Source organism: Streptomyces sp. NPDC006923, assembly GCF_040635655.1.
Classification (GTDB): domain Bacteria; phylum Actinomycetota; class Actinomycetes; order Streptomycetales; family Streptomycetaceae; genus Streptomyces.
This window is the reverse complement of sequence record NZ_JBEYIF010000003.1, coordinates 439418-463284: the sequence shown is the minus strand read 5'-3', so window position 1 is coordinate 463284 and position 23867 is coordinate 439418. Positions and strand designations below refer to the sequence as shown.

Genomic DNA, 23867 nt, shown 5'->3' with positions numbered 1-23867 from the left:
GGGTAGGTCAGTGACCGGCCCTCACGCCGAGGGCCGCTGTTCACCCGCGGCGCGCTCCTCCGCGGCCTTCGCGGCGCGCTGGGGGCCCACGGTGTACGCCGGGTCCTTGGCGGAGGCGACGCCCGCCGCGAAGATCCCGAACCGGGTGCAGGCCGAGCCCGCGAGCAGCATGACACCACTGCCCATCGCTGTCAGGCGGGCGTGCCGGCCGAGAAACACCGATCCCGCCGCACCCGCCGCGCCGGCCACCGTGAGCACCCGGGAGGCACGCAGCAGGCTCCCCGCCCGGCCCGTCCGGTAGGTCTCGGCGACCACACCGAGCCGCCGCTCGGCGGCGGCCATCGCGGACACCTCTCCCGCCGCCGCCAGCATCGCGGCGAATCGCGCCGGGGCGCTCTCCCGCTGCGGAGCGACCGCCAGCGCCATTCCGGCGGCTGCCGCGGTCGCCGACGCGCAGAAGACATACGGCATTTCGCGGTGGGCGCCGTGCCAGGCGGGCACGGCGGTGTTCGCGGCGAGGACCGCCGTGTAGGCGGCCACGGCGGGCCCGGACACGGCCGCCGCCGCGGTGGCGGCCGCACCGGTCCGGGGCAGCCGGCCGGTGACGGCGCAGAACGCCGCCGCCCCGGCACAGGGCCCGTACAGGGAGAGCAGCCAGGAGCCGACGCTCATCGGCGAGGTCGGCTTGAACACACGCAGCATATTGACGAACCGGCTGGGCCGGCCCAGGTCGTTGACGAGCGCCGCGGCGGAGAGGGAGACCGCGGCGAGCGAGGAGATCTTCATCGCGGTCGCCGTTGTCGGCCGGCCGGTCGCGTGCGCGCCCGCCGCCACCGCGGAGCCCGCTCCCGCGAGTCCGCCGAGGAAGAAATACCCGGCGATGTCACGGGCCGACCAGGACGGCGGCTTGATGACGGGCCGCCCGTAGTACGAGTCGAACTCGGCCCGGGGCACCATCAGTTCCTCGCCGCGCCGCTTACGGCGCCGCCCGCCCCGGAGCCCGCCCCTGCTGATGTCGGAGTTGGTCATCGCCGTCCGTTCTTTCCGGTCAGTGCGGGGAGCGCGAACGACAGCGCGACGCCGCCCGCCAGGGACAGCGCGGCCGTGGCCGCGTGCTTCCACATCGTGGGCAGGTCGCGGGTCGTGACCACCGGGTGCGGTGGCAGGCCGTAGATCTCCGGCTCGTCGAGCAGCAGGAAGAACGCCCCGTCGCCGCCGACGCCGTCGTCCGGATCGTGCCCGTAGAGCCGGGCTTCCGGGACACCCGCCGCATGGAGCTGCTCGACCCGCAGGGCGGCCCGTTCGCGCAGTTCGTCGAGCGGGCCGAACTGGATGGACTCCGTCGGACACGCCTTGGCGCAGGCGGGCTCCTGGCCGGCGCCGAGCCGGTCGTAGCACATGGTGCACTTGAAGACCCGGCCGTCGGAGGGCCGTTGCTCGATGACCCCGTAGGGACAGGCCGGGACGCAGTAGCCGCAGCCGTTGCAGATGTCCTCCTGCACGACGACCGTCCCGAACTCCGTACGGAAGAGGGAGCCGGTCGGGCAGACGTCCAGACACGCGGCGTGTGTGCAGTGCTTGCAGACGTCCGACGACATGAGCCAGCGGATGTCGCCACCGCCGCCCGCCGCCGCGGGATCCCCGTCCCTTCCGGCGACCGTGAGCGGGAGCTCGGTCCGTCCGTCGGGCGCCGGGACCGACAGCGCGGCCGAGGGCGCGACGGACTGCTCGATGAAGGCCACATGCCGCCAGGTGGACGCCCCGAGCGCCTGAGTGTTGTCGTAGGACATACCGGTGAGCGACATCCCGTCCTCCGGGATGGCGTTCCACTCCTTGCAGGCGACTTCGCACGCCTTGCAGCCGATGCAGACGGACGTGTCGGTGAAGAAGCCCACGCGGGGCGGGGCGTCCTCATGGCCCGCGTCGCGGGCCGGGTCCGACTCGGGGCCGCTGAGCAGATTCTGCGTCACTTCCTGGTCTCCGTTCCGGTCTGCGCGGTGATACCCGCCCTCCGGCGGTATTCGGCGACGAGCTTCGGCAGGTCGGGACCGCGCGGGCGGCGACCGGAGAAGATGTCCGCCGTCAGCGCCTTGTCCTCCTGGATGTGCGAGTTGGGGTCGAGCGCCATGGCGACGAGTTCATTGGCCGCGTCGCCGGTGCTGACTCCGTTGGGGCCCCAGTGGAACGGCAGTCCGATCTGGTGGACGGTGCGGCCGTGCACCGTCAGTGTCCTGATCCGGTCGGTCACCATCACCCGGGCCTCGATGGCGTTGCGCGCCGTCACGATCGTCGCCCAGCCGCCGTGCTCCAGGCCGCGTTCCGCGGCGAGCCGCGGGGAGATCTCGCAGAAGAACTCCGGCTGGAGTTCGGAGAGATACGGCGACCAGCGGCTCATCCCGCCGGCGGTGAAATGCTCGGTCAGCCGGTGGGTGGTGACCACATAGGGGTAGACGTCGGCGCCCGGTTCGTCACCGCTGGGGTGGTAGCGGTTGCCCTCGTGCCGCATGAGCTGACGTACGGGCGAGCGCGAGGCGCGCGGGTAGAGGGCGTTGGTGAACGGCGAGTCCTGCGGCTCGTAGTGCGTGGGCAGCGGGCCGTCCTCCAGCCCGGCGGGCGCGTACAGCCACCCCTTGCCGTCGGCCTGCATGATGAAGGGGTCGTCGCCGCGCAGCGCGTCGGGCCCCGTCGCGTCGTCCGGCGGTACGTAGTCGGGTGCGCGGTCGACGATGAAGTCGGGGACGTCACGTCCGGTCCATCTGCCCGTCTCCTGGTCCCACCAGACATACGCCTTGCGTTCGCTCCAGGGCGTGCCGTCCGGCGCGGCGGAGGCCCGGTTGTAGAGGATGCGCCGGTTGGCGGGCCAGGCCCAGGCCCATTCGGAGGCCACCCAGTCCTGTTCGGTGTGCGGCTTGCGGCGGGCGGCCTGGTTGACGCCGTCCGCGAACACTCCGCAGTAGATCCAGCAGCCGCACCGGGTGGACCCGTCGTCCTTCAGCTCGGTGTACGCGCTGAGCGGGGAGCCGTCGGCCGCGTTTCCGTTGATCTCGGCGAGCACGGCCGCGGCGATCGGCTCCCTCAGCGGGCCGTCCACCGGGTAGTCCCAGGCCAGGTCCTGGACGGGCCGGTCCATCGGGTCGGTGGAGGCGGCCAGCTTCTCCTTGATGCGGCGCCCGAGGTGGTACATGAACCACAGGTCGCTGCGGGTGTCGCCCTCGGGCTCCACGGCGGCGTGATGCCACTGGAGCCAGCGGTTGGTGTTGGTGAAGGAGCCCGACTTCTCGGTGTGGGCGGCGGCCGGGAAGAAGAACACCTCGGTGCCGATGTCCTCGGTGCGCATCTCGCCGGTCTCGATCTCCGGCCCGTCCTGCCACCAGGTGGCCGACTCGATCAGCGAGAAGTCCCGTACGACCAGCCACTCCAGCTTGGCCATGCCCAGCCGTTGGAGGCGGGTGTTGGCGGAGCCGACAGCGGGGTTCTCCCCCATCAGGAAGTAGCCCTTGCAGACGCCTTCGAGCTGGGCGAGGACCGTGTCGTACGTGGAGTGCGAGCCCGTCAGGCGTGGCAGATGGGCGAAGCAGAAGTCGTTGTCCGCGGTGGCCGCGTCGCCGTAGTACGCCTTCAGCAGGCTGACGAAGTAGGCCCGCATATTGCCCCAGAAGCCCTTTTCCGTGCGGCTGGCGTCGATGAACGCGTCGAGGTTCTCGTGGGCGTGCGCGTGCGGCATCGGCAGATAGCCGGGCAGCAGGTTGAAGAGAGTGGGGATGTCGCTGGACCCCTGGATGGAGACATGCCCGCGCAGGGCCTGGATGCCGCCGCCGGGGCGACCGATGTTGCCGAGCAGAAGCTGGAGCACGCTGGCCGCGCGGATGTACTGGGAGCCCACCGAATGCTGGGTCCAGCCCACCGCGTAGACGAAGGCGCTGGTGCGGTCGCGTCCCGAGTTGGAGGTCAGGGCGTCGCACACCTTCAGGAAGTCCTCCCGGGGGATGCCGCAGGTCTCCTCCACGAGCTCGGGCGTGTAGCGCGCGTAGTGCCGCTTGAGGATCTGGTAGACACAGCGCGGATTCTGGAGGGTCTCGTCCCGCCTGGGCCGCCCGGCGGCCTGGGCGCCGCCCGAGCCATGGGTCTCGGAGCCGCCGGCCATTCCGATCCTGGTCTGCGCGTCGGCGTCCTCCGCACGGGCTTCGTACTGTTCGTCGACGTCCCCGGACGGGGACTGGACCTCGGCTCCCTCGTACTGCCAGCTCCTGGGGTCGTAGTGGTGCCGCTCCTCGTCCAGGCCGGAGAAGACCCCGTCGAGGTCCTCGGTGTCCCGGAAGTCCTCGCTGACCAGCGTGGACGCGTTGGTGTAGGCGAGCACGTACTCCCGGAAGTCCTTCTCCTCGGTGAGCACGTGATTGATGATCGCGCCGAGGAAGGCGATGTCGCTGCCCGCGCGGATCGGTACATACTGATCGGCCACGGCGCTCGTGCGGGTGAAGCGCGGGTCGACATGGATGATGCGGGCGCCGCGCGCCTTCGCCTCCATGACCCACTGGAAGCCGACGGGGTGCGCCTCGGCGTAGTTGGAGCCCTGGATGACGATGCAGTCCGCGTGCTGGAGGTCCTGCATAAAGGTGGTCGCGCCGCCGCGTCCGAACGAGGTACCGAGGCCGGAGACGGTGGAGCTGTGACAGACCCGGGCCTGGTTCTCCACCTGGATCACACCGAGCCCGGTCAGCAGCTTCTTGATGAGGTAGTTCTCCTCGTTGTCGAGGGTGGCTCCGCCGAGGCTGGCGATGCCCAGCGTGCGTGCGGTGCGCAGGCCCTCGTACTCCCACTCCCAGGTGCGGCGGCGCGTCTCCACGACCCGGTCCGCGACCATGTCCATGGCCGTCTCCAGGTCGAGCGGCTCCCACTCCTTGGCGTATGGAGCCCGGTAGAGCACCTGGTGGCGGCGGGCCGGACCGGTGGTGAGCTGGAGTGTCGCCGAGCCTTTGGGGCAGAGCCGGCCCCGGCTGATCGGGGAGTCGGGATCCCCCTCGATCTGGACGACACGGTCATTCTTGACGTACACCTGCTGACCGCAGCCGACGGCGCAGTACGGACAGATCGAGTGCGCGACCCGGTCGGCGGTGTCCGTGCGAGGCCGCAGTGCCTCGGTGTACGACGACATGGCCGCCCGGCCGCGTCCGAGTGGATCCGATCCGGTGAGCTGCCGGTAGGCGGGCCAGTCACGGATCAGTTTGCGGACACCCATCGCTTCCTCCAGCGCGTGTGCGGTCCCTGGGGCCCGGCGGCCTCGACGGCTTACCGGGGCATCTGAGGAGGTGCTGCTCCTCAGCCTCCCTCGGTGTGCCGCGGTGTGCGACCGGACGGACCGCGGTCCGGCTGTGCCGCTCGCGGGGCAGCCGGACCGCGGTCCGGCTGTGCCGCTCGCGGGGCAGCGTGCACCCGGCCGGCGGCGGGCGATGCCGGTCCGGCGCCGGACCGGCGCCGGGAGATCATTCGCCGGACGGTGAGGTTTCGCGCGCGGGGCGACCGGCTAAGCGCTGATCATGGTGCAAATCGGATACACGATGATGACCGAGCAGGCGGGACCCCGGGAGCTGGTCCGGCATGTGGTGGGCGCGGAGCGAGCCGGCTTCGACTTCTCCGTGACCTCGGACCACTATTTCCCCTGGCTGGAGTCGCAGGGCCACGCGCCGTACGCCTGGAGCGTGCTGGGCGCCGCCGCCCAGGCCACCTCCCGTATCCCTCTCATGACGTATGTGACCTGCCCGACGACGCGCTATCACCCCGCCGTCGTCGCGCAGAAGGCGGCGACCATGCAGCTGTTGTCCGAGGGGCGTTTCCGGCTCGGGCTCGGTTCCGGTGAGAATCTCAACGAGCATGTGGTGGGCGGCGGGTGGCCCGCGGCCCATGTCCGGCTGGAGATGCTCGAAGAGGCCGTCGAGATCATCCGCGCGCTGTTCGCCGGGGGTTATGTGAATCATCACGGCGCCCATTTCGACGTGGAGAGCGCCAGGCTCTGGGATCTCCCCGATCAGCCGCCGCCGATCGGGATCGCGGTCTCCGGCGAGCGGTCCTGCGAGCTCGCGGGCCAGGTGGCCGATCTTGTCATCGCCACCGAGCCGGAGGCCGGGCTGCTGGACGCCTTCGAGCAGCACGGCGGGGCGGGAAAGCCGAAGGTCGGCCAGGTGCCGGTCTGTTACGACACGGACCGGGACGCGGCCGTCGCCAGGGCGCATGAGCAGTTCCGGTGGTCCGTCGGACCCTGGCCGGTGAATGCGGAGCTGCCCGGTCCGGCGGGGTTCGACGGGGCCACGCGGCATGTACGCCCCGAGGATGTCGCGGAGGCGATCGCGTGCGGTGACGACGTGGACGCGTTCGTCGAGGCGGTGAGGCCGTACGCCGAGGCCGGTTTCACGGAGGTCGCCCTGGTACAGATCGGCGGCGACCACCAGGAGTCCTTCCTCGACTGGTCGGAGAAGACACTGCTGCCGGCGCTGCGCCGGCTCTGAGCACGGAAGCGCGGATGCCCCCGCACGGGGCATCCGCACTCGGCCCGCGACGACCGGCGGACTCGAAGACCGGCGGCGCTCTCAGATCACTGGACCCTGCTGTCCGGCAGCCGCTCCAGCAGCCCGCGCAGATCGTCGGCGTGCTCCTCCTCCTGCGCGAGCAGCTCCTCGAACACCCGGCGGGTGGTGGGGTCGCCCTCCCCCAGCCACTTGGCGATCTCGGTGTAGGACGCGATGGCCACGCGCTCCGCGACCAGATCCTCCTTGATCATCTGAATCAGGTCCGCGCTCGCGTCGTACTGCGCGTGGGAGCGCTGGGTCAGCGTGTCCGGGTTGAAGTCGGGCTCTCCGCCGAGCTGCACGATGCGCTTGGCCAGCTTGTCCGCGTGCTCCTGCTCCTCCCCGGCGTGCTCCAGGAATTCCGCGGCGACCGGCTCGGAGTACAGTCCCGTCGCCGTGTAGTAGTGCCGCTTGTACCGCAGGGTGCAGACGATTTCCGTGGCCAGCGCCTCATTGAGCACCTGGAGCACACGCCCGAGATCGGCCCCGTACGCGTCCGTCACCGGGCCCTTCTCGATCTCCTTGCGCGCCCGCGCGCGGATCGTCTCGATGTCGGTGAGGAACTCAGCCATGGCCGTGCACTTCCTTTCGTACCCAACGGGCTTTACCTGCGTGAGCTTCCGCCTGCCCGCCTCCCTCCGCCGTACGCCTCGGCGGCGGCCGCACTCCGCGCGGCCGCACGCGCGGGCCGATGGCTCAGAGCCCGGCCGCGCGGGCGGCCGAGGAGAGCACCTCACGCAGCATGGCCGGGGTGAGCCGGCCGGTGAACGTGTTGTGCGGGCTCACGTGGTAGCAGCCGAAGAGGTCCAGGCCGGGGCCGCCGTCGGCGGCCGGCAGGGCGACGCGTACGCCGTGGCCGAAGGCCGGCCGCGGCCGTGGCACGGACCAGCCGGCCCCGGCCAGCGCGGGAAGCACGGCCTGCCAGCCGAAGCCGCCCAGCACCACGAGCGAGCGGACGGTGGGCCGCAGCAGGGTGAGTTCCCGTACCAGCCAGGTACGGCAGGTGTCGCGCTCCAGCGGCGTCGGTTTGTTGGCGGGCGGGGCGCAGTGCACCGGCGCGGTCATCCGTACGCCGAGCAGACGGAGGCCGTCGTGGCGGTCCGTCGCGGTCGGCCGGCTGGCCAGCCCGACGTCGTGGAGCGCGGCGACGAGCACGTCCCCCGATCTGTCGCCGGTGAACATCCGCCCCGTGCGGTTCCCGCCGTGCGCGGCCGGTGCGAGGCCGACGATCAGCATCGCGGCGTCGGCGGGACCGAATCCGGGCACCGGACGCCCCCAGTAGTCCCAGCCCGCGTACGCCTTACGGCCCTCCCTGGCGGTCTGTTCACGCCAGGCCACCAGACGGGGGCAGGCCCGGCACCGGATCAGCCGCTCGTCAAGATCGGCGAGATCGCGGGCGCGGGGCGCCTGACGTTCCGGGTAATCCGTGGACATCACACCTCTCACCTGGGTCTCCGTGGTCCGGGATAGCGGCAGGGACTCGGGGTACCCGCCGGGATCGAGCGCCGGACGCGCGAGGGAGGCACATTCTGTCAGGCACGGAGAACACCCCGTACGGAGTCGAACACGGCCAGGACCGGCCGCACGCCGGTCCCGGGAAGGATAGGACCATCGGTGCAGTGTTTCGGTCCGGGTGGCTCAAGCGGGGGAAGAGAAGGGTCGTGCGTGGTGTCCGGAAGACAGTGAGCGTGCCGCTCGTCGAGTTCGTGAAGCGGCGCCGGGAGCCGGACGTCGTGCAGACGCTCCGCTCGACCGCCGCCGCCACCATCGCGTATGTGGTGGCGCTGCAGCTCAGTTCGGAGGCCGCGCCGCTCACCGCTCCCCTCACCGCCCTGCTCGTCGTCCAGGTCACCCTCTACTCCACCTTCGTCACCGGAGTGCGCAGGGTGAACTCCGTCGTCGCCGGGGTGCTGGTCGCCATCGCCTTCAGTGTGCTGGTCGGTCTGTCCTGGTGGAGTCTGGGGCTGATCATCCTGGCCTCTCTCGTCGTCGGGCGGCTGGTCCGCGTCAGCGAGTTCGTGCCGGAGGTCGCGATCAGCGCCATGCTGGTCCTCGGTGTGACGCAGGTGGCGTCGACGGCCTGGGACCGGGTGCTGGAGACTCTGATCGGCGCCGTGGTGGGGCTGCTGTTCAACTTCCTCTTCGTACCGCCCGTGTGGGTGAGCAATGCCGGGCAGTCCATCGACGGACTGGCCCGCCGGATGCGCCAGCTACTGCTGCGCGTCGGGGAAGGGATCACCGACCCCATTCCGGTCGAACGCGCCGCGGAGCGACTGCACGAGGCACGCCGGCTCGACCATGACATCAGTGAGGTGGACGCGGCGCTCCGGCAGGCGGAGGACAGTCTCCGGTTCAATCCCCGGGTCAAGGAGGGCCTGCTCCACCGTGTGGTGCTGCGGACCGGTCTGGACACGCTGGAGATCTGCACGGTGATCCTGCGGGTGCTGGCCAGGACACTCACCGATCTCGCCAAGGGCCGCAGGGGCGAGCCGTTGTTCCCGGCGGAGGTGGGAACGACTCTGCAGGAGTTGCTCGCCCATGTCGCCGACGCGGTCGTGAGCTTCTCCGTCCTGGTCACCACGCAGGTGAGTGAGAGCGCCGAGACGGCGGAGACACGGCTGGCCGAGGTCCTCGCGACGGCGAGCACAAGCCGGGAGCGGCTGGCCCGGCTCCTGCTCGACGAGATCCAACGGGATCCCCGCCACTGGCAGCTCCAGGGCGCGCTGTTGACGGAGATCGACCGGATCCTGGACGAACTGGACATGGAACACCGTTCCCGGCGTCTGCTGGAGGAGCTGGACCGCGCCGCGCGTGAGCAGCGTGAACGCCATCCGCGACTGTCCGCGGCCCGCCAATGGGTACGGGAGGCGCTGCCGCGCCGGACACGGACATCCTGACGCTCCGGGGGCCGGGACAAGCGCTCCGGGGCGGTGGCTCCTTTACCGGATGCGGACACAAAGGCCGGGAAACAACCGTGGACTTGTCCCGGCCAACGACTGGCGTGAATCGCTCGTTCTGAGCGCAACGGAAAAGACGCGCTGAAGTATTGACGCAATTTTTGCCCAAAGACGCGCGAGCCGACGTGTATTGAGCGGGGAACGCGCTCAGGCGAACCCGGCCGGGGCCCAGTGGTCATGGGCGTCATCAGCGATGACGCCCGGCGCGGGGAGGGCGGGCACGAGGTCGGCGGGGCACCTGATCAGGCCCCGCCCGTTCGCCGCGAAGACCGCCATTGGCCCTCTCACCAGCGATATGAGGGCCATGGAGACGGTGAGTTGGGTGGGGCGGTTGATGAGGTCATGGCCGATGGCGGTACTGTGCGCGCGCGCCGTCATCGTGGGCGGCGCGGTTATCGCGGAGGATTCTGTGACTGTATTCAGCGGATCGTGGCGGCGCAGAGGCGCCCTCATAACGATCGCGACTGCTGGTGCGCTCGGGGTCGGCCTGTCGGCCACCCCCGCCATGGCGCACACGCCGGTCTGGACGGTGAGCTGCTCCGAGGTGAGCGTCGACCTGACCAGCTACGGCAACAGCGACAAGAACACGGTGAACATCACCGTGGACGGCAAGGACCTGCTGCCGACCGAGTCGTTCAGGAACGAGTTCCACAAGAAGCTCGACCTTCCCGAGCACAGCAGCGAGCTGTCCGTCCGTCTCGTCGTGAAGGCCGCCGACGGCGACCAGTACTCGAAGGACGAGACCAAGACCGCTCCGGTCTGCGACACCCCCGGCACCCCGCCGCCGGCGTCGGACACCCCGACTCCGAAGCCGTCGGAGACCGCCACCACTGAGGCGCCCACGCCCACCGAGGAGCCCAGCAGCTCTTCGGCCGTGGTCCCCACCTCGAAGCCGTCCCCTGCCGGGGACGACCTCGCCGAGACGGGTTCCTCCAGCGCCACGCCGATGATCGCCGGTGCGGCCGCTGTCGTGCTGGTGGCCGGAGCGGGCATCATGTGGGCCTCGCGCAAGCGTCGCACCGCGCAGCACTGAACAACCGTTTCACGCACCACCCCGCCGCCACGGCAGGAACAGCCGTAACCCGGCTCGCCCTTCCTCTGTCGCCATGTCGGACGTCGTCCAGAACTTCCACCGCCAACACTCGGCGGCCTGGCCGACGGTCACCCGACCGAGAGGCATGGACCGAATGACAGCTCGCCCCACGGGGCGTGTTGCTCGGATTCCATACGACAGGAGTCGTGCGTGTCGTCGCGCCGACCCACGGTGAACGACGATCCGGCCGAGGCCGGCCCCGGGGAACGTACGCGACGGGCCGTCCGACCCGAGGGAAGGACATCACCCGGCGTACTCCCCGAGCAGTGTGAGGCCCCGCAGCGTTCCTTGCTGCGGGGCCTCATCAGCTTCGCCGTGCCGACCCGTGCGCACGGCTCAGGAAGCCGCCTCAGGTGCGGGTGTGACGGTGGCCCGCCCACAGGGGCAGGACGAACCAGCACAGCACGTACCAGGCGACGACCCCCGCGACGATCCACGGCACCACATGGTTGTGCGTGGCCACCCGCATGATGAGCAGGAGTGCGGAGATCAGCGTCGCGAGCAGCAGGCACAGGCCGGTGACGGTCAGTCTGGAGGCCCATATCACCGCGCGCGGCTTCATACGGCGGCCGGAGACAAAGCGGTGGAAGGCGACGGGGCCGATCAGCGCCCCGGTGGCCGCCGCGCCCAGCACAACGGTGACCAGGTAGATCGTCCGGTCGACGTCCGGGAGTGTGGTGAAGCGGGGCGTGAAGACCACGGTGAGGAGAAAGCCGAACATGATCTGGACGCCGGTCTGCGCGACGCGCACCTCCTGGATCAGCTCCGACCACTGACGGTCGGCGCGTTCGTTCTCCGTCTCCTCACGGCCGTCCGCGATGTCGTCGATGTCGTCGGTCTGCTGTGTCGTCGAAGACACGGAGCCCTCCATGGCCATAGGTGATGTGGTGGACTGCGCGTACCCGCTGGGCGGCGGGACAGACCGGGACCGGCGCCTTCGCCGGAAGCAGCGCCGGCGCGTCCGCGGGATGCACTCCGCGGCGAGCGCACGGAGAATGAACGGAAACCGACCGACACGCCTGGGGGCGCCCATGGATCCGGTGGTGGCTCTCGACAGGATCGCCTTTCTGCTGGAGCGTTCGCGGGCCGAGACCTATCGGACCAAGGCGTTCCGTACCGCGTCCTCGGCCGTCGCGGGCCTGCCGCCCGACGAGGTCGCGCGGCGCGCCGAGGCCAGGACGCTCACCCGTCTTCCGGGCATCGGTCCGAAGACCGCCGAGGTGGTGGAGGCGGCTGTGGCGGGCCAGGTCCCGGCGTATCTGGAACGGCTGGAGCGGGAGGCCGCCGCGCCCCTCGCGGAGACGGGCAACGGGCTGCGCGCCGCGCTGCGCGGAGACTGCCATCTGCACTCGGACTGGTCGGACGGCGGGAGTCCCATCGAGCTGATGGGGCGGACGGCCGCGGCGATCGGGCACGAATGGGCCGTGCTCACAGACCACTCCCCCCGGCTCACCGTCGCCCGGGGCCTCTCGGCCGACCGGCTGCGCGAGCAACTCGACGTGGTCGCCGAGCTGAACGCACGGTGGGCTCCCTTCCGGCTGCTCACCGGGATCGAGTGCGACATCCTGCCGGACGGCTCGCTGGATCAGGAGCCCGAGCTGCTCGACCGGCTGGATCTGGTGGTGGCGTCCGTGCACTCGAAGCTGCGCATGGAGTCCGCCCCGATGACCAGGCGCATGATCACCGCCGTACGCGATCCGCTGACCGATGTCCTGGGGCACTGCACCGGACGCCTCCTCACGGGACGGTCCCGGCGCGGCCGGAGAGACGACGGGACGGGCGGCGGCAGGCCGGAGTCGGCGTTCGATGCCGAGGCCGTGTTCGCCGCCTGCGCCGAGTCCGGCACTGCCGTGGAGATCAACAGCCGGCCCGAACGGCTGGACCCGCCCCGCCGGCTGCTTCGCGAGGCGGTCGCCGCCGGTGTCTTCTTCGCCGTCGACACGGACGCCCACGCTCCGGGACAGCTCGACTGGCAGATCCTCGGCTGCGCGCGGGCGGAGGAGTGCGGTGTGCCGGCCGACCGCGTCATCAACACCTGGGACGCCGGGCAGTTGCGGGAGTGGACGCGGTCCCGGCGGGCCCCGTCACCGGTGTGAGCGCCGGCTCGCGCCGAGGGCCGGCTCATGTCGTACGGCGGGCCCGCGGGCCCTCCGTTGCCGGCGCGGCCGCACGGGTCACCGCTCCGTCCTGGCCCGCGTCCGCGAGTCCGAACCGGTGGCCGCGCCGGCGCCTTCCAGGTCCACGAAGAGACTGGTGTCGAGGCGGGCCAGCAGATCGGTGGGGTCCTCGTAGACCTCCTTCGCTCCGCCGGACTCCAGCGCGTCGCGCGGGACTCCACCCGAGAGCAGGGCGACACCCCGGACGCCCGCACTCGCCGCCGCCTCCATGTCCCAGACGGTGTCACCGACGAACACCGCCTGCTCCGGCCCCACCCCGGCCAGCTCCAGAGCCTGCCGCACCGGGTCGGGGGCGGGCTTGCCCGCGGCCACGTCGTCGGCGCTGGTGGTGCCGTCGATGACCTCGTCGGCGTCGATCGCGCGCCGCAGCGCGGCGAGTTCGGCCCCTCCCGCGGAGGTGACGAGCACGATCCGCCAGCCCCGGTCCGCCAGCGACCTGAGGACGTCGGCCGCCCCCTCGATCGCGGGCAGCCGGTCGAAATAGGTCCCGTAGAGGGTGGCGTGCGCGGCGCTGATCTCCGCGTCCCGGTCGCGGTCCCGGTCGTCGCCGAGCACATGCGCGACGAGGTCGGCGCCCGCGAGGCCGATCGCCCGGTGGATCGTCGGCATCGGCACCTTGTGCCCGGCCTCGCGGAACGCCTCCCACCACGTCGTCACATGGAGGTAATTGGTGTCGACAAGGGTCCCGTCGACGTCGAACAGTGCCGCGCGCGCCGCCATATGTCCCACTCCCGTTCCCGCGAGGGCCCGGCTCCGGACCCGGGCGACGCCTTGGTCGTGCCGTCCCGGCCGGAACGCCCGTACGCCTCGGTTCGTCGCTTTCCGCCGCGTTGTCGTCCACTCAGCCTGTGCCCTTCCCGTAAGGCCCGACGCGCTGGGCGGGCCGTACGGGTGAGGTCACGGCGCCCGTCAGCCGCCGAAGCTCCAGGACACCGTGTGGTCCACGCCCACCAGTACGGCGAGCACCACCAGGTCGGCCGCCCCGAGGAAGGCCCCGAGGAGGGCGCGCCCTCTCCGGGCGGTGCCACGCCACAGCGCGAGGCCCGACAGCACCAGGGCGATGGGGCCGAGGAGAAGATTCATCACCAGCAGGCCGAGCAGCCCGAGGACGAAGGAGGCGACGGCCATGCCGTCGGCGTCGCGGGTGCCCGTCCGCCCGCGGGCGGGCGTGGTGAGGGTCATGGAGCGGACTCCTTCCGAGGGTTGGCCGGTCGGGACCGTAGGTCGCCGGGGCGCGTGGCCGGCCGGGCTCAGCGCCGCCGGACCCGGGCCCGGTGCTCGCGGGCGGCGAACAGAAGCAGCCAGCCGCCGATGCAGGCGGCGGCGATCAGGGTGACCGGGAGTGGCAGATGGGCCACCGATCCCAGCAGCACTCCCACCAGGAGGAGAGCCGCGACAAGAAAGATCATGAATGTCTCCCTGCGGACGGGCGCCGGGTCCGGCCGGACCGTCCGCCGGACAGCGATCCCGAACCGGACACCCGTTCACGAGTACAGTTGTTCACTGACTCATCAGTCTAGCTTTCGCCTCGCCGGAGAACGGTTGTTTACTGAATGGCATGAGTCACACCATCGGCAGCCGTCAGGCGCAGAAACAGAAAACCCGGCAGGCCCTGATGGACGCGGCTCTGGCGCTCCTTGCGGAGCAGGGCCTCAGCAGCCTCGGGCTGCGCGAGGTGACCCGGGCCGTGGGGGTGGCGCCGACCGCCTTCTACCGGCACTTCCCGGACATGGCCGGTCTCGGTGTGGCTCTGGTCGGGCAGGCTCTCGACAGCCTGCACGCGATGGTCCGCGGCACGCTCGCCGGTACGGGCGGCAGCGACGAGCGGATCGACAGGACCGTCGATGTGATCGCGCGGCATGTCAGGGCGTATCCCGCCCATGTCCGCTTTGTCGCGCGGGAGCGGCACGGCGGGGTACGGCCGGTGCGGGACGCGATAGCCGCCCAGTTGCGCCGCTTCTCGGACGAGGTCGCGCACCAGCTCGCCGCGCAGCCGGTGTCGGCGGGCTGGAGCGAGGACGACCTGCGGATGCTGGCCGGTGTCTATGTCGACCACATGGTGATGACGGCGTCCGCGTTCCTCGACGCCACCGAGGAGGGCAGGGCGGCGGAAGAGCGGGTGGCCGCCGTCGCCCGCCGCCAACTACGGCTGATCACGCTCGGACGCCGACACTGGCTCGACTGACGCCCGCCCGCCACACCTCCCGTGGAGCGCTCCCGGTGACGTCCCTCAGAACTCGATCGAGTCGGTGTTCCGGACGTCCGCCTTCATATTGCGCCGCATCATCCGCAGCGCCGCGTCGGCGAGATCCGCGTGGATATGGGCGACGGCGTCATCGGGAACCGTCACCTCAAGATGGCGGATGTGCGCGTCCAGGGCCGAGTACAGCACACACTGCTCGGTCACCTGCCCGCAGAGGATCACATGTCCGATGCCGAGCTGGGAGAGCAGATAGGCGAGAGGCGTCTCGTAGAAGATCGAGTGCCGGGCCTTCACCACGAACAGCGACGCGTCGTCCGGCCGGAGGGGCTCGACCAGATCGGCGTGCGGGCCGGAGAGCGCGGTCTCGACGATCTCGCCGTGGTGGGACCGCCATTCGCCGAAGTTGTCGTTGACGTAGATGACCGGAACGTCTCGCTCCCTGGCCCGCTCCAGCAGCCGGACGACGGACGGCACCACTTTCGTCACGGACGGAAGGAGGAGGTCCGCGTCGGCGTGTTCATACGTATTGATCATGTCGATGACGACGACAGCGCTTTTCCTCATGACCTCCATGGTGTCACCGCGGCCCCGGTATGACCGCTGGGCACCCGAGCCTCGGCGGCCCGTCCTCAGCGGCCCGGCCCGGGATCGGGGCGCACCGGCTCGGTGATGCCCGCGCGTGCCGCCTCCAGTTGCGCCGCGAAGGCCACCCCCAGGAAAAGCGCGATACCGGTCAGATTGGCCCACAGCAGGAGAGCCACAAAAGCCGTCAGGGGCCCGTACACCGCGCCGAACGAGCCGCTGCGTCCGACGTAGAACGCCAGCAGCCAGGTGGCCACCACCCACAGCAGCAGATGTACGGCGGAACCGAACGCGAGCCACGTGTAGCCGGGCTGGTCACGCCGGGGAGACCAGCGGAAGATCACGGCCGAGGCGACCCCCGCGAGGACCACTCCGAGGGGTATCTCCAGCGGCCCCCACACATCGAGCCAGCTCCGGGACCAGCCCAGCGCCCGCACGACGGAGTCGCCCACCGCCTCCCCCGCGACCAGCACCAGGAAGCCGAGCGCCATCGGCACTCCGGCGGCGAACGCGAGCACCAGGCCCCGCGCGTACTTGGCGAGGAAGGGGCGGTCCCGCTCGATGCCGTAGATGCGATTGCAGCCCCGCTCGATCTGGCCCATCGCCGAGGCGAGGTTGAGCGCGGCGAAACCGAGCCCGAGCCACATCGCCACGGCGCCCGCCACATCCGCGCCCGCGCTGCGCCGAGTGTCGTTCAGGGCACCCTGGACCAGCTCCGCGCTGTCGCCCGGCACGATCCGGCCGAGCGTCAGCTCGATGATCCGGCCCAGGCTTTCGGTGTGGACCGTGGCGGCCACCCCGACGAGAGCGATGGTGAAGGGCACCATGCCCAGTACCACCTGGAAGCCCAGGGACCGCGCCTGGCTGAAGCCGTCCGCGTACCGGAACCGGGAAAAGGCGTCGAGGAGCAGCTTGCGCCCGCCGTAGTGACGCAGCGCCGTCAGCGCCTCGTCCCCCGAAAGCTCCTCACCGATCATGTCCCGCGTCTGCGGAACATGCACAACAGTCCCCATGGCCATCCTCCCGCGTGTCCCGGCCGGTACCGGGAGCGCCTGGCGGACATCTACCCAGCGGACGGCGTCCCATCTGGTCCCCGGGGCGCGACGCGACATGAGCGACGCCCGTGGGCGTCGCCGGCCGGGCGGGATCAGTCGCGCGGCGCCGGCGGCTGGGCCGGCGGCAGCCGCAGATGGCTCAGGTCGGCCGGTACCGGACTGTTGGGGCGGAACAGCGGAGCGGCCTGGCCGTCGGCCGCCGTCGAGGCGGGCGCGTCGGTCAGCCGGAAGCGCTCGCGCAGCCTGCTGTAGAAGTCGGTGGGCCCCATCCGCACCAGGCGCAGCCGGTACTTGGCCCCGTACACGCCGACCCAGTCGCCCGGCTCCAGCACCCCGCGGAGCTGCCCGTCGATACTGATCGCCACATCCCCGGAGTGCGGCAGCACCCGTAGTCCGACCGGCTCGTCGGGGGCGGTCACCACCGTGCGGTTGAACGTCATGTGCGGCGCCACCGGCGTGAAGACCACGGCGTCCATGTGCGGAGAGAGCACCGGGCCTCCGGCCGCGAAGCTGTAGGCGGTGGAGCCGGTCGGAGTGGCGACGATGACGGCGTCCGCCGAGTACGCGGCGAGGAGCCGGCCGGCGAGATACACCCCCAGACTCGCCTGCCGGTCCCTGGCGAGCTTCTCCAGGACGATGTCGTTGAGAGCCATGACGTCCAGGGCCACGCCCCAGTCCTCGCCCCCGGTGGTGCCGGCCCGGACATGCGGCGGCGGCAGCGTCGGCCCGCGCCCGTAGCGCAGCAGGGCCTCGATGCCGGACGGCATCTCCAGGGGGCGTGAGGCCCGCATGGTGAGCGTCATACGTTCCTCGATCGTGGCCCGGCCCTCATGGACCGAGGTCAGTGCCCGCGACACCTGCTCGACCGGGACCTCGGTGAGGAAACCGACCCGTCCCAGATCGACGCCCAGCACCGCGGCGTTGTTCTTGGCGGCGATCCGCGCGCCGCGCAGGAAGGTGCCGTCCCCGCCGAGTGTCACGACCAGGTCGGGATTGCCCGCCGCCGAGGACTCCTCCTGCCCTCCGTGGCGCGGTTCACGGTCCTTCCACACGTCGATCTCCCGGCACGGGATGCCGTTCGTCTCGCACCAGCCGCGGACGACCTCCGCCGCCGCGACGGCCGCGGGACGGCCCTGATGGACCACGACACCGATACGTTTCACAGGCATGATCGCGCTCTCCGTATGTCCGGTCCTCGGGTTCCGTCTGCTTCAGCGGTCAAGGATGACCGAAGAGAACGGAGTGAGCGCGGTGCGCGGCGGCCCGGCGCGCCGGAGAGGGTCGTGCTCGGGCTCTTTCGCCGGGATCGGGGCACGGGGCCGGTGCCGGATCGCGGGGCGGCCCCGCCTGGCGCCCCGGCGTGAACGGTCACGCACAACCGATTCACCCGAATGGCGGATAGCGGTGATGGGGCACATTGTGCAGTGAGCGGCGCGTGGTTGAGCTGCCGGAGCCGTGCCCGGAGGGCTTCCCCGGTTGCCGTCGGCCCCGCGTGGAGGCGCGATGGATGGGTGCGCGACTGACCGTAAAGGGCCAGGCCGTGAGGGTCCGGCCCCGCAGACGCGCTTCCCCCACGCGAGGAGTGATCTCTGATGTCAGCCGACGGCGTCTTCGACAACCCCAATGAGCTGAACGGTCTGGCCGTGTACGACCGGGACGGCGAAAAGATCGGCAACGTCGGCCATGTCTATGTCGACGACCGCACGAGCCGCCCGGAATGGGTGACCGTGAAAACCGGTCTTTTCGGTATGAAGGAGAGCCTCGTACCGCTGGCCGGCGCCCGCCGCCTCGGCGAGGACCTGCATGTCCCGTACACCAAGGAGACCGTCAAGGACGCGCCGCGTCTGGATGCCGACGAGCACCTGGAGCCCAGCCAGGAGAAGCAGCTTTACCAGCATTACGGCATCACCGGGCCTCAGGGCGGCAGGAGCGCGATGGGCAAGCCCCTGGCGACCGGCACGGCGGGCACCGGCGCGGCCGCGGCCGGCACCGGGAGGGGCACGGGCATGGGCCGGGACATGGCGACGGGAATGCCGGCCGGCTCGGACATGACCGCCGGCGGGAGCCCGGGACCGGCGATGGCCGGGAGGGCCGGCGCCGCCGCGACCCGTGGCAGCCACCCGGCCCCGGACCCCGGGCAGAGCGAGGAACTCATCCTCTCCGAGGAGCAGTTGCACATCAGCACCGAGGAACACGAGGTCGGCAGGGCCCGGCTGCGCAAGGTCGTGGTGACCGAGAGCGTCACCACCTCCGTGCCGCTGAGCCATGAAGAGGTGCATGTCATCCATGAGCCGATCGCGCCCGGCGAGCGCGCCGGCGACGGCGGCGCCCGCATCGGCGAGGCCGAGACCGAGGTGACGCTCCACGCCGAACAGCCCGTCATCCGCAAGGAAGCCGTTCCCGTCGAGCGCGTGCGCATGGAGACGGAGAAGGTGACGGAGCAGCGCGAGGTCTCCTCCGACGTCCGCAAGGAGCAGATCGAGTACGACACCGGCCAGAGTGACAAGGACCTCGGAGGCAAGCGCGGCCCCCGCCACTGAGCCGGTCCGCCCGCTCGGCACCCGCTGTGCGGAGGCTGTTGTGCGGCCCCGGCGCCGCCCGCCGCGTGCGAGAGCGGCGCCGGGGCCCTCGGTCGCTCGCGGCGCGGGAGTACGTACTCCGGGTGCGGCTGATTCTTCCGGCGAGGAGTGCCGGGAGGACGGCGGGACAGGTGTTGTGTATGACCACCTACGTAGTGACGATCCCCGGCACGCTTCATGAACCGCTGACCGGCGAGGCGCGGTCCGTACTGCTCGGGGCCCTGAGGCCGGCGGACCCGCAGGGCACCGAATTCGGCGCGGCGGAGGAACTGGACCTGCTCTCCGTGGACACCGAGCAGTCGACGCTCACCATCCGCCTCGAAGTGGAGGCCGACGATTCGAACGCGGCGGAGGAGGAAGCCCGGAGGATCGCGAGCGACGCGCTCGACAAGGCCGGCTTCACCATCCGGACCGCGCCCCTGGGGGACCCGGTCATCACGGGCATCGACGCGGGCTGAGGGTTGTCCGACAAGGTCGCGAGCGGGCGCGACGGGCACGCCTCCGTCGCGCGCCCGGCCGGTGCGGCGGCGGCCCGCACCGCCTGCGGCTCGCTGCCCAGGGGCGCGCGATCGGTGCCGCGACGGCCGAGCCGCCCCTCGATGGCATCGGCCCAAGGGGTCAGCGGACGGTCAGAGTGCCCTTCATAAAGGGGTGAATGGTGCACATGTACTGGTAAGTGTCGGCGTTGGCGGGGGCGGTGAGGGTGACCGTCTTCCCCCTGGGGATGTCGCCGGTGTTGAACGCTTTCCCCGTGATGGCGGTCAGCGTGTGGGTGACGGCGTCCTTGTTGATCACAGTGATCTTCGCACCCGGTGACACGGTCAGGGCTGCGGGCTTGAAAGTGAAGTTGTCGATGGTAATGGTGTGCCCGCCCGCGGACGAGGTCGCGCTGGGGGCGGTGGAGGATGAACTGCTGCCACCGGTGTCGGAGCAGCCACCGAGAGCGGTGACGCAGACGGCGGCGAGGACTGCGGCCAGACGTGCCTGACCCGTGCGGTGTGCGAGCGTCATCTGCTCTCCGGCCTGTCGGGCCCCGGTCCTGCCGGGAGGATCAGTAGCTGCCGGCGGTCGGCGAGCCGCTCGGTGAGCTGCCGGTCGGGCTCGGTGATCCGGTGGTGGGGCTCGGCTGCGGCTTGGTGACCCTGTTGCCGGCCGGGTTGATGACGAACCACTTGGCTCCGAAGGCGGTCAGACCCTGGCCTCGCGTCTCGCCCGGCTTCTTGTCGGCCTCGAAGCGGTACAGCGGGTGGCCCCGGTAGGTGACCTGCTTCTTGCCGTCGCTGCGGGTGGTGGTGGAGAGCAGGCTCTGGTCGACGCCGCCCTTGCCCGCCCTCGGCTGTCCGGTGACGATCTGGGGCGGCCAGTCCACGGCGCAGTCTCCGGAGCAGGTGGACTTGTTCCTCGTGTCGGCCTCGAAGAGGTAGAGCGTATGGCCCTTGCTGTCGATCAGGATCTTCCCGAGTGGCCCGGACGCCACGGAGATCTCGTTCGGGTTTCTGGCGGGCGGGGACGGGCTCGCGGAGGGGGTCGGGCTCGCGGACGCCTCCGCGAAGTCGGCGGGCATGTCACGCTTGGCCGCCGATCCGCCGCCGCTGTCGGAACATCCGGCGAGCGCCGCCGCGCACAGTACGGCGGCCGCCACGGCGGCGGCTGTCCTGGTGTTGCTCCTCATCAAGGCTCCTCTGATCAGGCCGCCCCACGGGCAGCAAACCGACCGGCTGATCACGGCCGGCAAAACCCACTACACGACACCCCCCGGCAGCGGGCCACCCGGAAGAGCCGTCCGACGTACGGCGGCCGGGCGGGCCCCGTCCGGGACCGCCCCCGGCGGACCCTCCGGGTGGGGTAATGTGGGCGGCTGCGAAGGGGAGTAGCCCCGCGAACCGGTCGTCGACACACTGGAGCCTTCGGGTTCCCGGTGGCCGGGCCCGCCGATCCGGCGGGCGGGCGAGACCTTCGGTCAGGCACAGACACGTCCGCGCCCCTGCGGACACCACCGTCGTGCCGGGCCGAGTGGTCCTCCATTCCTTCCGGGGCATGACGAAGATCCGGGCCCGGCCCTCAGAGAAAGCCACCCGGAATGCATCTCGACCCCCTGGCGGTCCTCACCGCCTTCGGGCTGATCTTCCTTGCGGAGCTCCCCGACAAGACCATGTTCGCGTCCCTCGCCATGGGTACGCGCATGCGCCCGCTCTACGTCTGGTTCGGCACGTCGACGGCGTTCATCGTGCACGTCGCCATCGCCGTCGGAGCGGGCAGTCTGATCGGGCTCCTGCCCGACTGGATCGTCAAGCTCGTATCCGCCGTGCTCTTCGCGTTCGGCGCGTTCATGCTGCTGCGCGACGGAGGCGGCGACGAGGACGAGGGCGGCGACGTCAGGACGGTGACCGGTTTCTGGCCGGTGTACTCCACGGCCTTCATGGCCGTGTTCATCAGCGAGTGGGGCGACCTCACCCAGATCACCACCGCGAACCTCGCGGCCGGCAACGGCACCTGGTCCACCGCCATCGGCTCGGCGGCCGCGCTGATGTCCGTCTCGGCCCTGGCGCTGCTCGCCGGCCGTTTCATAGCGACCCGTGTCCCCCTCAAGACCGTCCAGCGCGTCGGCGGGGTGTGCATGCTCGGCCTCGCCGTCTGGTCCGTCGTCGAGATCTTCGTGGGCTGACCTGACGGCCGTCCGGCCCGCTCTTTCCGGCCCCCGCCCGGCGTCCCGGGCGGGGGCCGCGTCGTCGGCGGTGGGACGGGGGTGGCCGGCTGCGCTGCCCGGGCGGCGCCCGCGTACGCTTCCGACAACTGTTGTTGTCCAGGGGGATGCGTCTACATTGTGGGCATGCGCCGGAACGACCTGTCCTCCCAGTTCAGCGAGGAAGACATCGACCGGATGTCGAGTCTCGCCGTCGGCGACCTCGCTCACCGGCTCGCCGACGAGATATTCGACTGGACCGTACCGGACCCCGGGGACGGCTCACCGGCATCCGGCGGCGGAGATCCGTCGGCCGCCGGTCCCCTCGCCCGTTTGCGCATACTCATGCATCTCAACCGCGCGGTGGAACGCCTGGCCCGTGCCGAGGCCGAACAGGCCGCACGCGCGGGCGCCGGCTATCCGCAGCTCGGTGACGCCTGGTACATCTCCCGCCAGGGAGCCCGCCGGCGATGGCCGGGGCTCGTCTTCACCGCCACGCCGCCCGTCCGCCCGATACCCCCGCAAGAGAACAGGAACGACCCCGTGAACAGCCAGAGCCACACCTACGACGTCCTGCTGGTGGAGGACGACCCAGCCGACGCCCTTCTGATCGAGGAGGCACTCCTGGAGCACGGGATGGCTCGTTCGATCAACCAGGCCGAGGACGGTGTGGCGGCGCTCGAGTACCTGCGGGACACGGCGAACCCCCGGCCCGATCTCATCGTGCTGGATCTGAACATGCCGCGCATGAACGGCCGGGAGCTGCTCACCGTACTGAAGGACGACGCCGATCTGCTGACCATTCCGGTCGTGGTCCTGACCACCTCGGGCGCCCCGGACGATGTGCGCTCTGCCTATCTTCAGCACGCGAACGCGTATGTCATCAAGCCGCTCAATCTGGACGAGTTCATCCAGGCCGTACGGAGCATTGACGCGTTCTTCCTCGAAACGGCCGTCAAACTGCCCCGGCGCTGATCGCTGGTCCGGGCGGCGGCCGGCGCCGCTCGGACCTTTCCGCCCATGGGCCGGGTGGCGGTGATTCCGGTCGCCCCGGACGGCCGGCGCCGGTCCTGCCGGGTTGGAAGCTCCCCCGTGTTTACGATGCCCGTATGAGACGGCCGCCGCGCAGCGCGCTCCCGCCGCCCGGGACGGGCGGGCATCCCGAGCACGCGGCCGGCGCCCGCGCGACCGCTCCCGTACCGGCCGTCCCGTCCCCGGGCGGACCGCGATTCCTGTGCATACAGGCGTGCCCACCACCGGCTCCCTCACCGGGCCGATGGCCGCCGCCGGTATGTCACACCTCCCCCGCACAGGAGTCGCCCCATCATGACCGCACACCGTTTCTCCGCCCGTCGCCCCGCCCTCGCCGCACCCTTGGCCTGCGCCGCGCTGCTTCTCAGTGCCTGCGGCGGCGCCGGCACGGGACCCGCCACGCAGACCGGCCATGACGCGAGTGCTCCGGCCTCGGCCCACAACTCCACCGACGCCTCCTTCGCGCAAGGCATGATCCCCCATCACCGGCAGGCGCTGCGGATGGCGGGTCTCGCCGCCGGACGCGCCTCCTCGACGGAGGTCAGGGCGCTCGCCGCCACGATCACACAGGCTCAGGACCCCGAGATCAAGGCCATGTCCGGCTGGCTGCGGACCTGGGGCGAACCGGTCCCGGCCGCGGGCGGGACCGGTCACTCCGGCCACTCCGCGCACTCGATGCCCGGGATGATGAGCGACGACGACATGGCCTCCCTGGAGAAGGCGACCGGCGCGGCCTTCGACACCGCCTTCCTGGACCTGATGGTGAGGCACCACGAGGGCGCCGTGGCGATGGCCAGGACCGAGACATCACGGGGCGCCAACGAGGACGCCAAACGCATGGCAGGCGCCATCGTCGCGTCCCAGACGGCCGAGATCACCCGTATGAAGGCACTGCGCCGCTGACTGAGGGTTGTCCCGTAGTCCCCGGCGGGCTCGCGCGATC

General features: G+C 71.0%; 25 protein-coding genes. 10 read left to right on the top strand and 15 right to left on the bottom strand.

The features are described 5' to 3' along the window. Nucleotides 1-21 precede the first annotated feature (21 nt). The 3 genes from nrfD to fdh are packed head-to-tail and all read right to left on the bottom strand — an operon-like array spanning nt 22 to nt 5239. On the bottom strand, nt 22-1029 hold the full coding sequence (gene nrfD, locus ABZ707_RS08005; RefSeq protein WP_360169587.1) for an NrfD/PsrC family molybdoenzyme membrane anchor subunit: 1008 nt from the start codon (nt 1027-1029) through the stop codon (nt 22-24). Next, a complete protein-coding gene (locus tag ABZ707_RS08000) occupies nt 1026-1970 on the bottom strand; it encodes a 4Fe-4S dicluster domain-containing protein (RefSeq protein WP_360169584.1) in 945 nt (314 codons plus the stop codon). Before ABZ707_RS08000 ends, nrfD begins: the two co-directional genes overlap by 4 nt. Next, complete coding sequence (gene fdh / locus ABZ707_RS07995; protein WP_360169581.1) at nt 1967-5239, bottom strand: formate dehydrogenase; 3273 nt, start codon at nt 5237-5239, stop codon at nt 1967-1969. The genes ABZ707_RS08000 and fdh overlap by 4 nt, the downstream gene beginning before the upstream one ends. Nucleotides 5240-5537: 298 nt before the next feature. Between fdh and ABZ707_RS07990 the strand changes: the two genes are divergently transcribed. Then, on the top strand, nt 5538-6503 hold the full coding sequence (locus tag ABZ707_RS07990) for an LLM class F420-dependent oxidoreductase (RefSeq protein WP_360169578.1): 966 nt from the start codon (nt 5538-5540) through the stop codon (nt 6501-6503). An 86-nt stretch (nt 6504-6589) separates the two neighbouring features. Here the strand turns inward: ABZ707_RS07990 and ABZ707_RS07985 are convergent, their stop codons facing one another. Both ABZ707_RS07985 and ABZ707_RS07980 read right to left on the bottom strand, forming a co-directional pair. Beyond that, entirely contained in the window at nt 6590-7135 is a 546-nt protein-coding gene (locus tag ABZ707_RS07985) for a ferritin-like domain-containing protein (protein ID WP_360169575.1), read from the bottom strand. Between the two features lie 124 nt (nt 7136-7259). Beyond that, on the bottom strand, nt 7260-7997 hold the full coding sequence (locus ABZ707_RS07980) for a uracil-DNA glycosylase (protein WP_360169572.1): 738 nt from the start codon (nt 7995-7997) through the stop codon (nt 7260-7262). Between the two features lie 254 nt (nt 7998-8251). Between ABZ707_RS07980 and ABZ707_RS07975 the strand changes: the two genes are divergently transcribed. After that, the gene (locus tag ABZ707_RS07975; RefSeq protein ID WP_360169569.1) at nt 8252-9460 is read left to right on the top strand and encodes an aromatic acid exporter family protein; all 1209 of its coding nucleotides are present in this window, start codon (nt 8252-8254) and stop codon (nt 9458-9460) included. A 207-nt stretch (nt 9461-9667) separates the two neighbouring features. Here the strand turns inward: ABZ707_RS07975 and ABZ707_RS07970 are convergent, their stop codons facing one another. Further along, nucleotides 9668-9898, bottom strand: coding sequence for a hypothetical protein (locus ABZ707_RS07970; RefSeq protein ID WP_360169566.1), 231 nt, complete (start codon nt 9896-9898; stop codon nt 9668-9670). 31 nt (nt 9899-9929) lie between these two features. On the opposite strand from ABZ707_RS07970, the gene ABZ707_RS07965 reads away from it, so the two are divergent. Then, nucleotides 9930-10553, top strand: a complete 624-nt coding sequence (locus ABZ707_RS07965; protein ID WP_360169563.1) for an LAETG motif-containing sortase-dependent surface protein — start codon at nt 9930-9932, stop codon at nt 10551-10553. A 409-nt stretch (nt 10554-10962) separates the two neighbouring features. On the opposite strand, the gene ABZ707_RS07960 is transcribed toward ABZ707_RS07965, so the two are convergent. Then, nucleotides 10963-11472 (bottom strand): DUF6328 family protein, encoded by a 510-nt coding sequence (locus tag ABZ707_RS07960; protein ID WP_360169560.1) that lies wholly within the window; start codon nt 11470-11472, stop codon nt 10963-10965. 172 nt (nt 11473-11644) lie between these two features. Here ABZ707_RS07960 and ABZ707_RS07955 point away from each other — a divergent pair, with 172 nt between their 5' ends. Further along, nucleotides 11645-12709, top strand: coding sequence for a PHP domain-containing protein (locus ABZ707_RS07955; protein WP_360169557.1), 1065 nt, complete (start codon nt 11645-11647; stop codon nt 12707-12709). A 78-nt stretch (nt 12710-12787) separates the two neighbouring features. Here ABZ707_RS07955 and ABZ707_RS07950 read toward each other — a convergent pair whose 3' ends face one another. From ABZ707_RS07950 to ABZ707_RS07940, 3 genes are all read right to left on the bottom strand, one after another. Then, complete coding sequence (locus tag ABZ707_RS07950; RefSeq protein WP_360169554.1) at nt 12788-13510, bottom strand: HAD family hydrolase; 723 nt, start codon at nt 13508-13510, stop codon at nt 12788-12790. 189 nt (nt 13511-13699) lie between these two features. Further along, on the bottom strand, nt 13700-13972 hold the full coding sequence (locus ABZ707_RS07945; RefSeq protein WP_360169551.1) for a DUF4190 domain-containing protein: 273 nt from the start codon (nt 13970-13972) through the stop codon (nt 13700-13702). 68 nt (nt 13973-14040) lie between these two features. Then, nucleotides 14041-14199, bottom strand: coding sequence for a hypothetical protein (locus ABZ707_RS07940; RefSeq protein WP_360169548.1), 159 nt, complete (start codon nt 14197-14199; stop codon nt 14041-14043). Between the two features lie 149 nt (nt 14200-14348). Here ABZ707_RS07940 and ABZ707_RS07935 point away from each other — a divergent pair, with 149 nt between their 5' ends. Continuing rightward, nucleotides 14349-14975: a TetR family transcriptional regulator gene (locus ABZ707_RS07935; RefSeq protein WP_360169545.1), complete on the top strand. Its 627-nt coding sequence runs from the start codon at nt 14349-14351 to the stop codon at nt 14973-14975. 45 nt (nt 14976-15020) lie between these two features. Here the strand turns inward: ABZ707_RS07935 and ABZ707_RS07930 are convergent, their stop codons facing one another. From ABZ707_RS07930 to ABZ707_RS07920, 3 genes are all read right to left on the bottom strand, one after another. After that, nucleotides 15021-15557: an isochorismatase family cysteine hydrolase gene (locus ABZ707_RS07930; protein WP_360169542.1), complete on the bottom strand. Its 537-nt coding sequence runs from the start codon at nt 15555-15557 to the stop codon at nt 15021-15023. A gap of 65 nt (nt 15558-15622) precedes the next feature. Then, nucleotides 15623-16588, bottom strand: coding sequence for a YihY/virulence factor BrkB family protein (locus ABZ707_RS07925; protein ID WP_360169539.1), 966 nt, complete (start codon nt 16586-16588; stop codon nt 15623-15625). A 134-nt stretch (nt 16589-16722) separates the two neighbouring features. Further along, a complete protein-coding gene (locus tag ABZ707_RS07920) occupies nt 16723-17799 on the bottom strand; it encodes an NAD(+)/NADH kinase (RefSeq protein WP_360169536.1) in 1077 nt (358 codons plus the stop codon). Nucleotides 17800-18219: 420 nt separating this feature from the next. On the opposite strand from ABZ707_RS07920, the gene ABZ707_RS07915 reads away from it, so the two are divergent. Together ABZ707_RS07915 and ABZ707_RS07910 are read left to right on the top strand one after the other, a co-directional pair. Then, nucleotides 18220-19170, top strand: coding sequence for a PRC and DUF2382 domain-containing protein (locus tag ABZ707_RS07915; protein WP_360169907.1), 951 nt, complete (start codon nt 18220-18222; stop codon nt 19168-19170). Nucleotides 19171-19349: 179 nt separating this feature from the next. Beyond that, a complete protein-coding gene (locus tag ABZ707_RS07910; protein ID WP_360169533.1) occupies nt 19350-19667 on the top strand; it encodes a hypothetical protein in 318 nt (105 codons plus the stop codon). Between the two features lie 160 nt (nt 19668-19827). Here the strand turns inward: ABZ707_RS07910 and ABZ707_RS07905 are convergent, their stop codons facing one another. Together ABZ707_RS07905 and ABZ707_RS07900 are read right to left on the bottom strand one after the other, a co-directional pair. Further along, nucleotides 19828-20220, bottom strand: a complete 393-nt coding sequence (locus ABZ707_RS07905; protein ID WP_360169530.1) for a cupredoxin domain-containing protein — start codon at nt 20218-20220, stop codon at nt 19828-19830. Between the two features lie 40 nt (nt 20221-20260). Further along, entirely contained in the window at nt 20261-20881 is a 621-nt protein-coding gene (locus ABZ707_RS07900; protein WP_360169527.1) for a hypothetical protein, read from the bottom strand. 408 nt (nt 20882-21289) lie between these two features. Between ABZ707_RS07900 and ABZ707_RS07895 the strand changes: the two genes are divergently transcribed. The 3 genes from ABZ707_RS07895 (at nt 21290) to ABZ707_RS07885 (ending at nt 23827) form a co-directional block, all read left to right on the top strand. Next, on the top strand, nt 21290-21874 hold the full coding sequence (locus ABZ707_RS07895) for a TMEM165/GDT1 family protein (protein WP_360169524.1): 585 nt from the start codon (nt 21290-21292) through the stop codon (nt 21872-21874). A 165-nt stretch (nt 21875-22039) separates the two neighbouring features. Continuing rightward, entirely contained in the window at nt 22040-22867 is an 828-nt protein-coding gene (locus tag ABZ707_RS07890) for a response regulator (RefSeq protein ID WP_360169521.1), read from the top strand. A 351-nt stretch (nt 22868-23218) separates the two neighbouring features. After that, the gene (locus ABZ707_RS07885) at nt 23219-23827 is read left to right on the top strand and encodes a DUF305 domain-containing protein (RefSeq protein WP_360169519.1); all 609 of its coding nucleotides are present in this window, start codon (nt 23219-23221) and stop codon (nt 23825-23827) included. The last annotated feature ends 40 nt before the right edge of the window (nt 23828-23867 follow it).

Bases quoted from the DNA above. Each gene is read 5' to 3' on its own strand.
- nrfD (WP_360169587.1), bottom strand. From the start codon at position 1,029: ATGACCAACTCCGACATCAGCAGGGGCGGGCTCCGGGGCGGGCGGCGC.
- fdh (WP_360169581.1), bottom strand. From the start codon at position 5,239: ATGGGTGTCCGCAAACTGATCCGTGACTGGCCCGCCTACCGGCAGCTC.
- ABZ707_RS07990 (WP_360169578.1), top strand. From the start codon at position 5,538: ATGGTGCAAATCGGATACACGATGATGACCGAGCAGGCGGGACCCCGG.
- ABZ707_RS07985 (WP_360169575.1), bottom strand. From the start codon at position 7,135: ATGGCTGAGTTCCTCACCGACATCGAGACGATCCGCGCGCGGGCGCGC.
- ABZ707_RS07980 (WP_360169572.1), bottom strand. From the start codon at position 7,997: ATGTCCACGGATTACCCGGAACGTCAGGCGCCCCGCGCCCGCGATCTC.
- ABZ707_RS07970 (WP_360169566.1), bottom strand. From the start codon at position 9,898: ATGACGGCGCGCGCGCACAGTACCGCCATCGGCCATGACCTCATCAAC.
- ABZ707_RS07955 (WP_360169557.1), top strand. From the start codon at position 11,645: ATGGATCCGGTGGTGGCTCTCGACAGGATCGCCTTTCTGCTGGAGCGT.
- ABZ707_RS07950 (WP_360169554.1), bottom strand. From the start codon at position 13,510: ATGGCGGCGCGCGCGGCACTGTTCGACGTCGACGGGACCCTTGTCGAC.
- ABZ707_RS07945 (WP_360169551.1), bottom strand. From the start codon at position 13,972: ATGACCCTCACCACGCCCGCCCGCGGGCGGACGGGCACCCGCGACGCC.
- ABZ707_RS07940 (WP_360169548.1), bottom strand. From the start codon at position 14,199: ATGATCTTTCTTGTCGCGGCTCTCCTCCTGGTGGGAGTGCTGCTGGGA.
- ABZ707_RS07935 (WP_360169545.1), top strand. From the start codon at position 14,349: ATGAGTCACACCATCGGCAGCCGTCAGGCGCAGAAACAGAAAACCCGG.
- ABZ707_RS07930 (WP_360169542.1), bottom strand. From the start codon at position 15,557: ATGAGGAAAAGCGCTGTCGTCGTCATCGACATGATCAATACGTATGAA.
- ABZ707_RS07925 (WP_360169539.1), bottom strand. From the start codon at position 16,588: ATGGGGACTGTTGTGCATGTTCCGCAGACGCGGGACATGATCGGTGAG.
- ABZ707_RS07920 (WP_360169536.1), bottom strand. From the start codon at position 17,799: ATGCCTGTGAAACGTATCGGTGTCGTGGTCCATCAGGGCCGTCCCGCG.
- ABZ707_RS07910 (WP_360169533.1), top strand. From the start codon at position 19,350: ATGACCACCTACGTAGTGACGATCCCCGGCACGCTTCATGAACCGCTG.
- ABZ707_RS07905 (WP_360169530.1), bottom strand. From the start codon at position 20,220: ATGACGCTCGCACACCGCACGGGTCAGGCACGTCTGGCCGCAGTCCTC.
- ABZ707_RS07900 (WP_360169527.1), bottom strand. From the start codon at position 20,881: ATGAGGAGCAACACCAGGACAGCCGCCGCCGTGGCGGCCGCCGTACTG.
- ABZ707_RS07895 (WP_360169524.1), top strand. From the start codon at position 21,290: ATGCATCTCGACCCCCTGGCGGTCCTCACCGCCTTCGGGCTGATCTTC.
- ABZ707_RS07890 (WP_360169521.1), top strand. From the start codon at position 22,040: ATGCGCCGGAACGACCTGTCCTCCCAGTTCAGCGAGGAAGACATCGAC.
- ABZ707_RS07885 (WP_360169519.1), top strand. From the start codon at position 23,219: ATGACCGCACACCGTTTCTCCGCCCGTCGCCCCGCCCTCGCCGCACCC.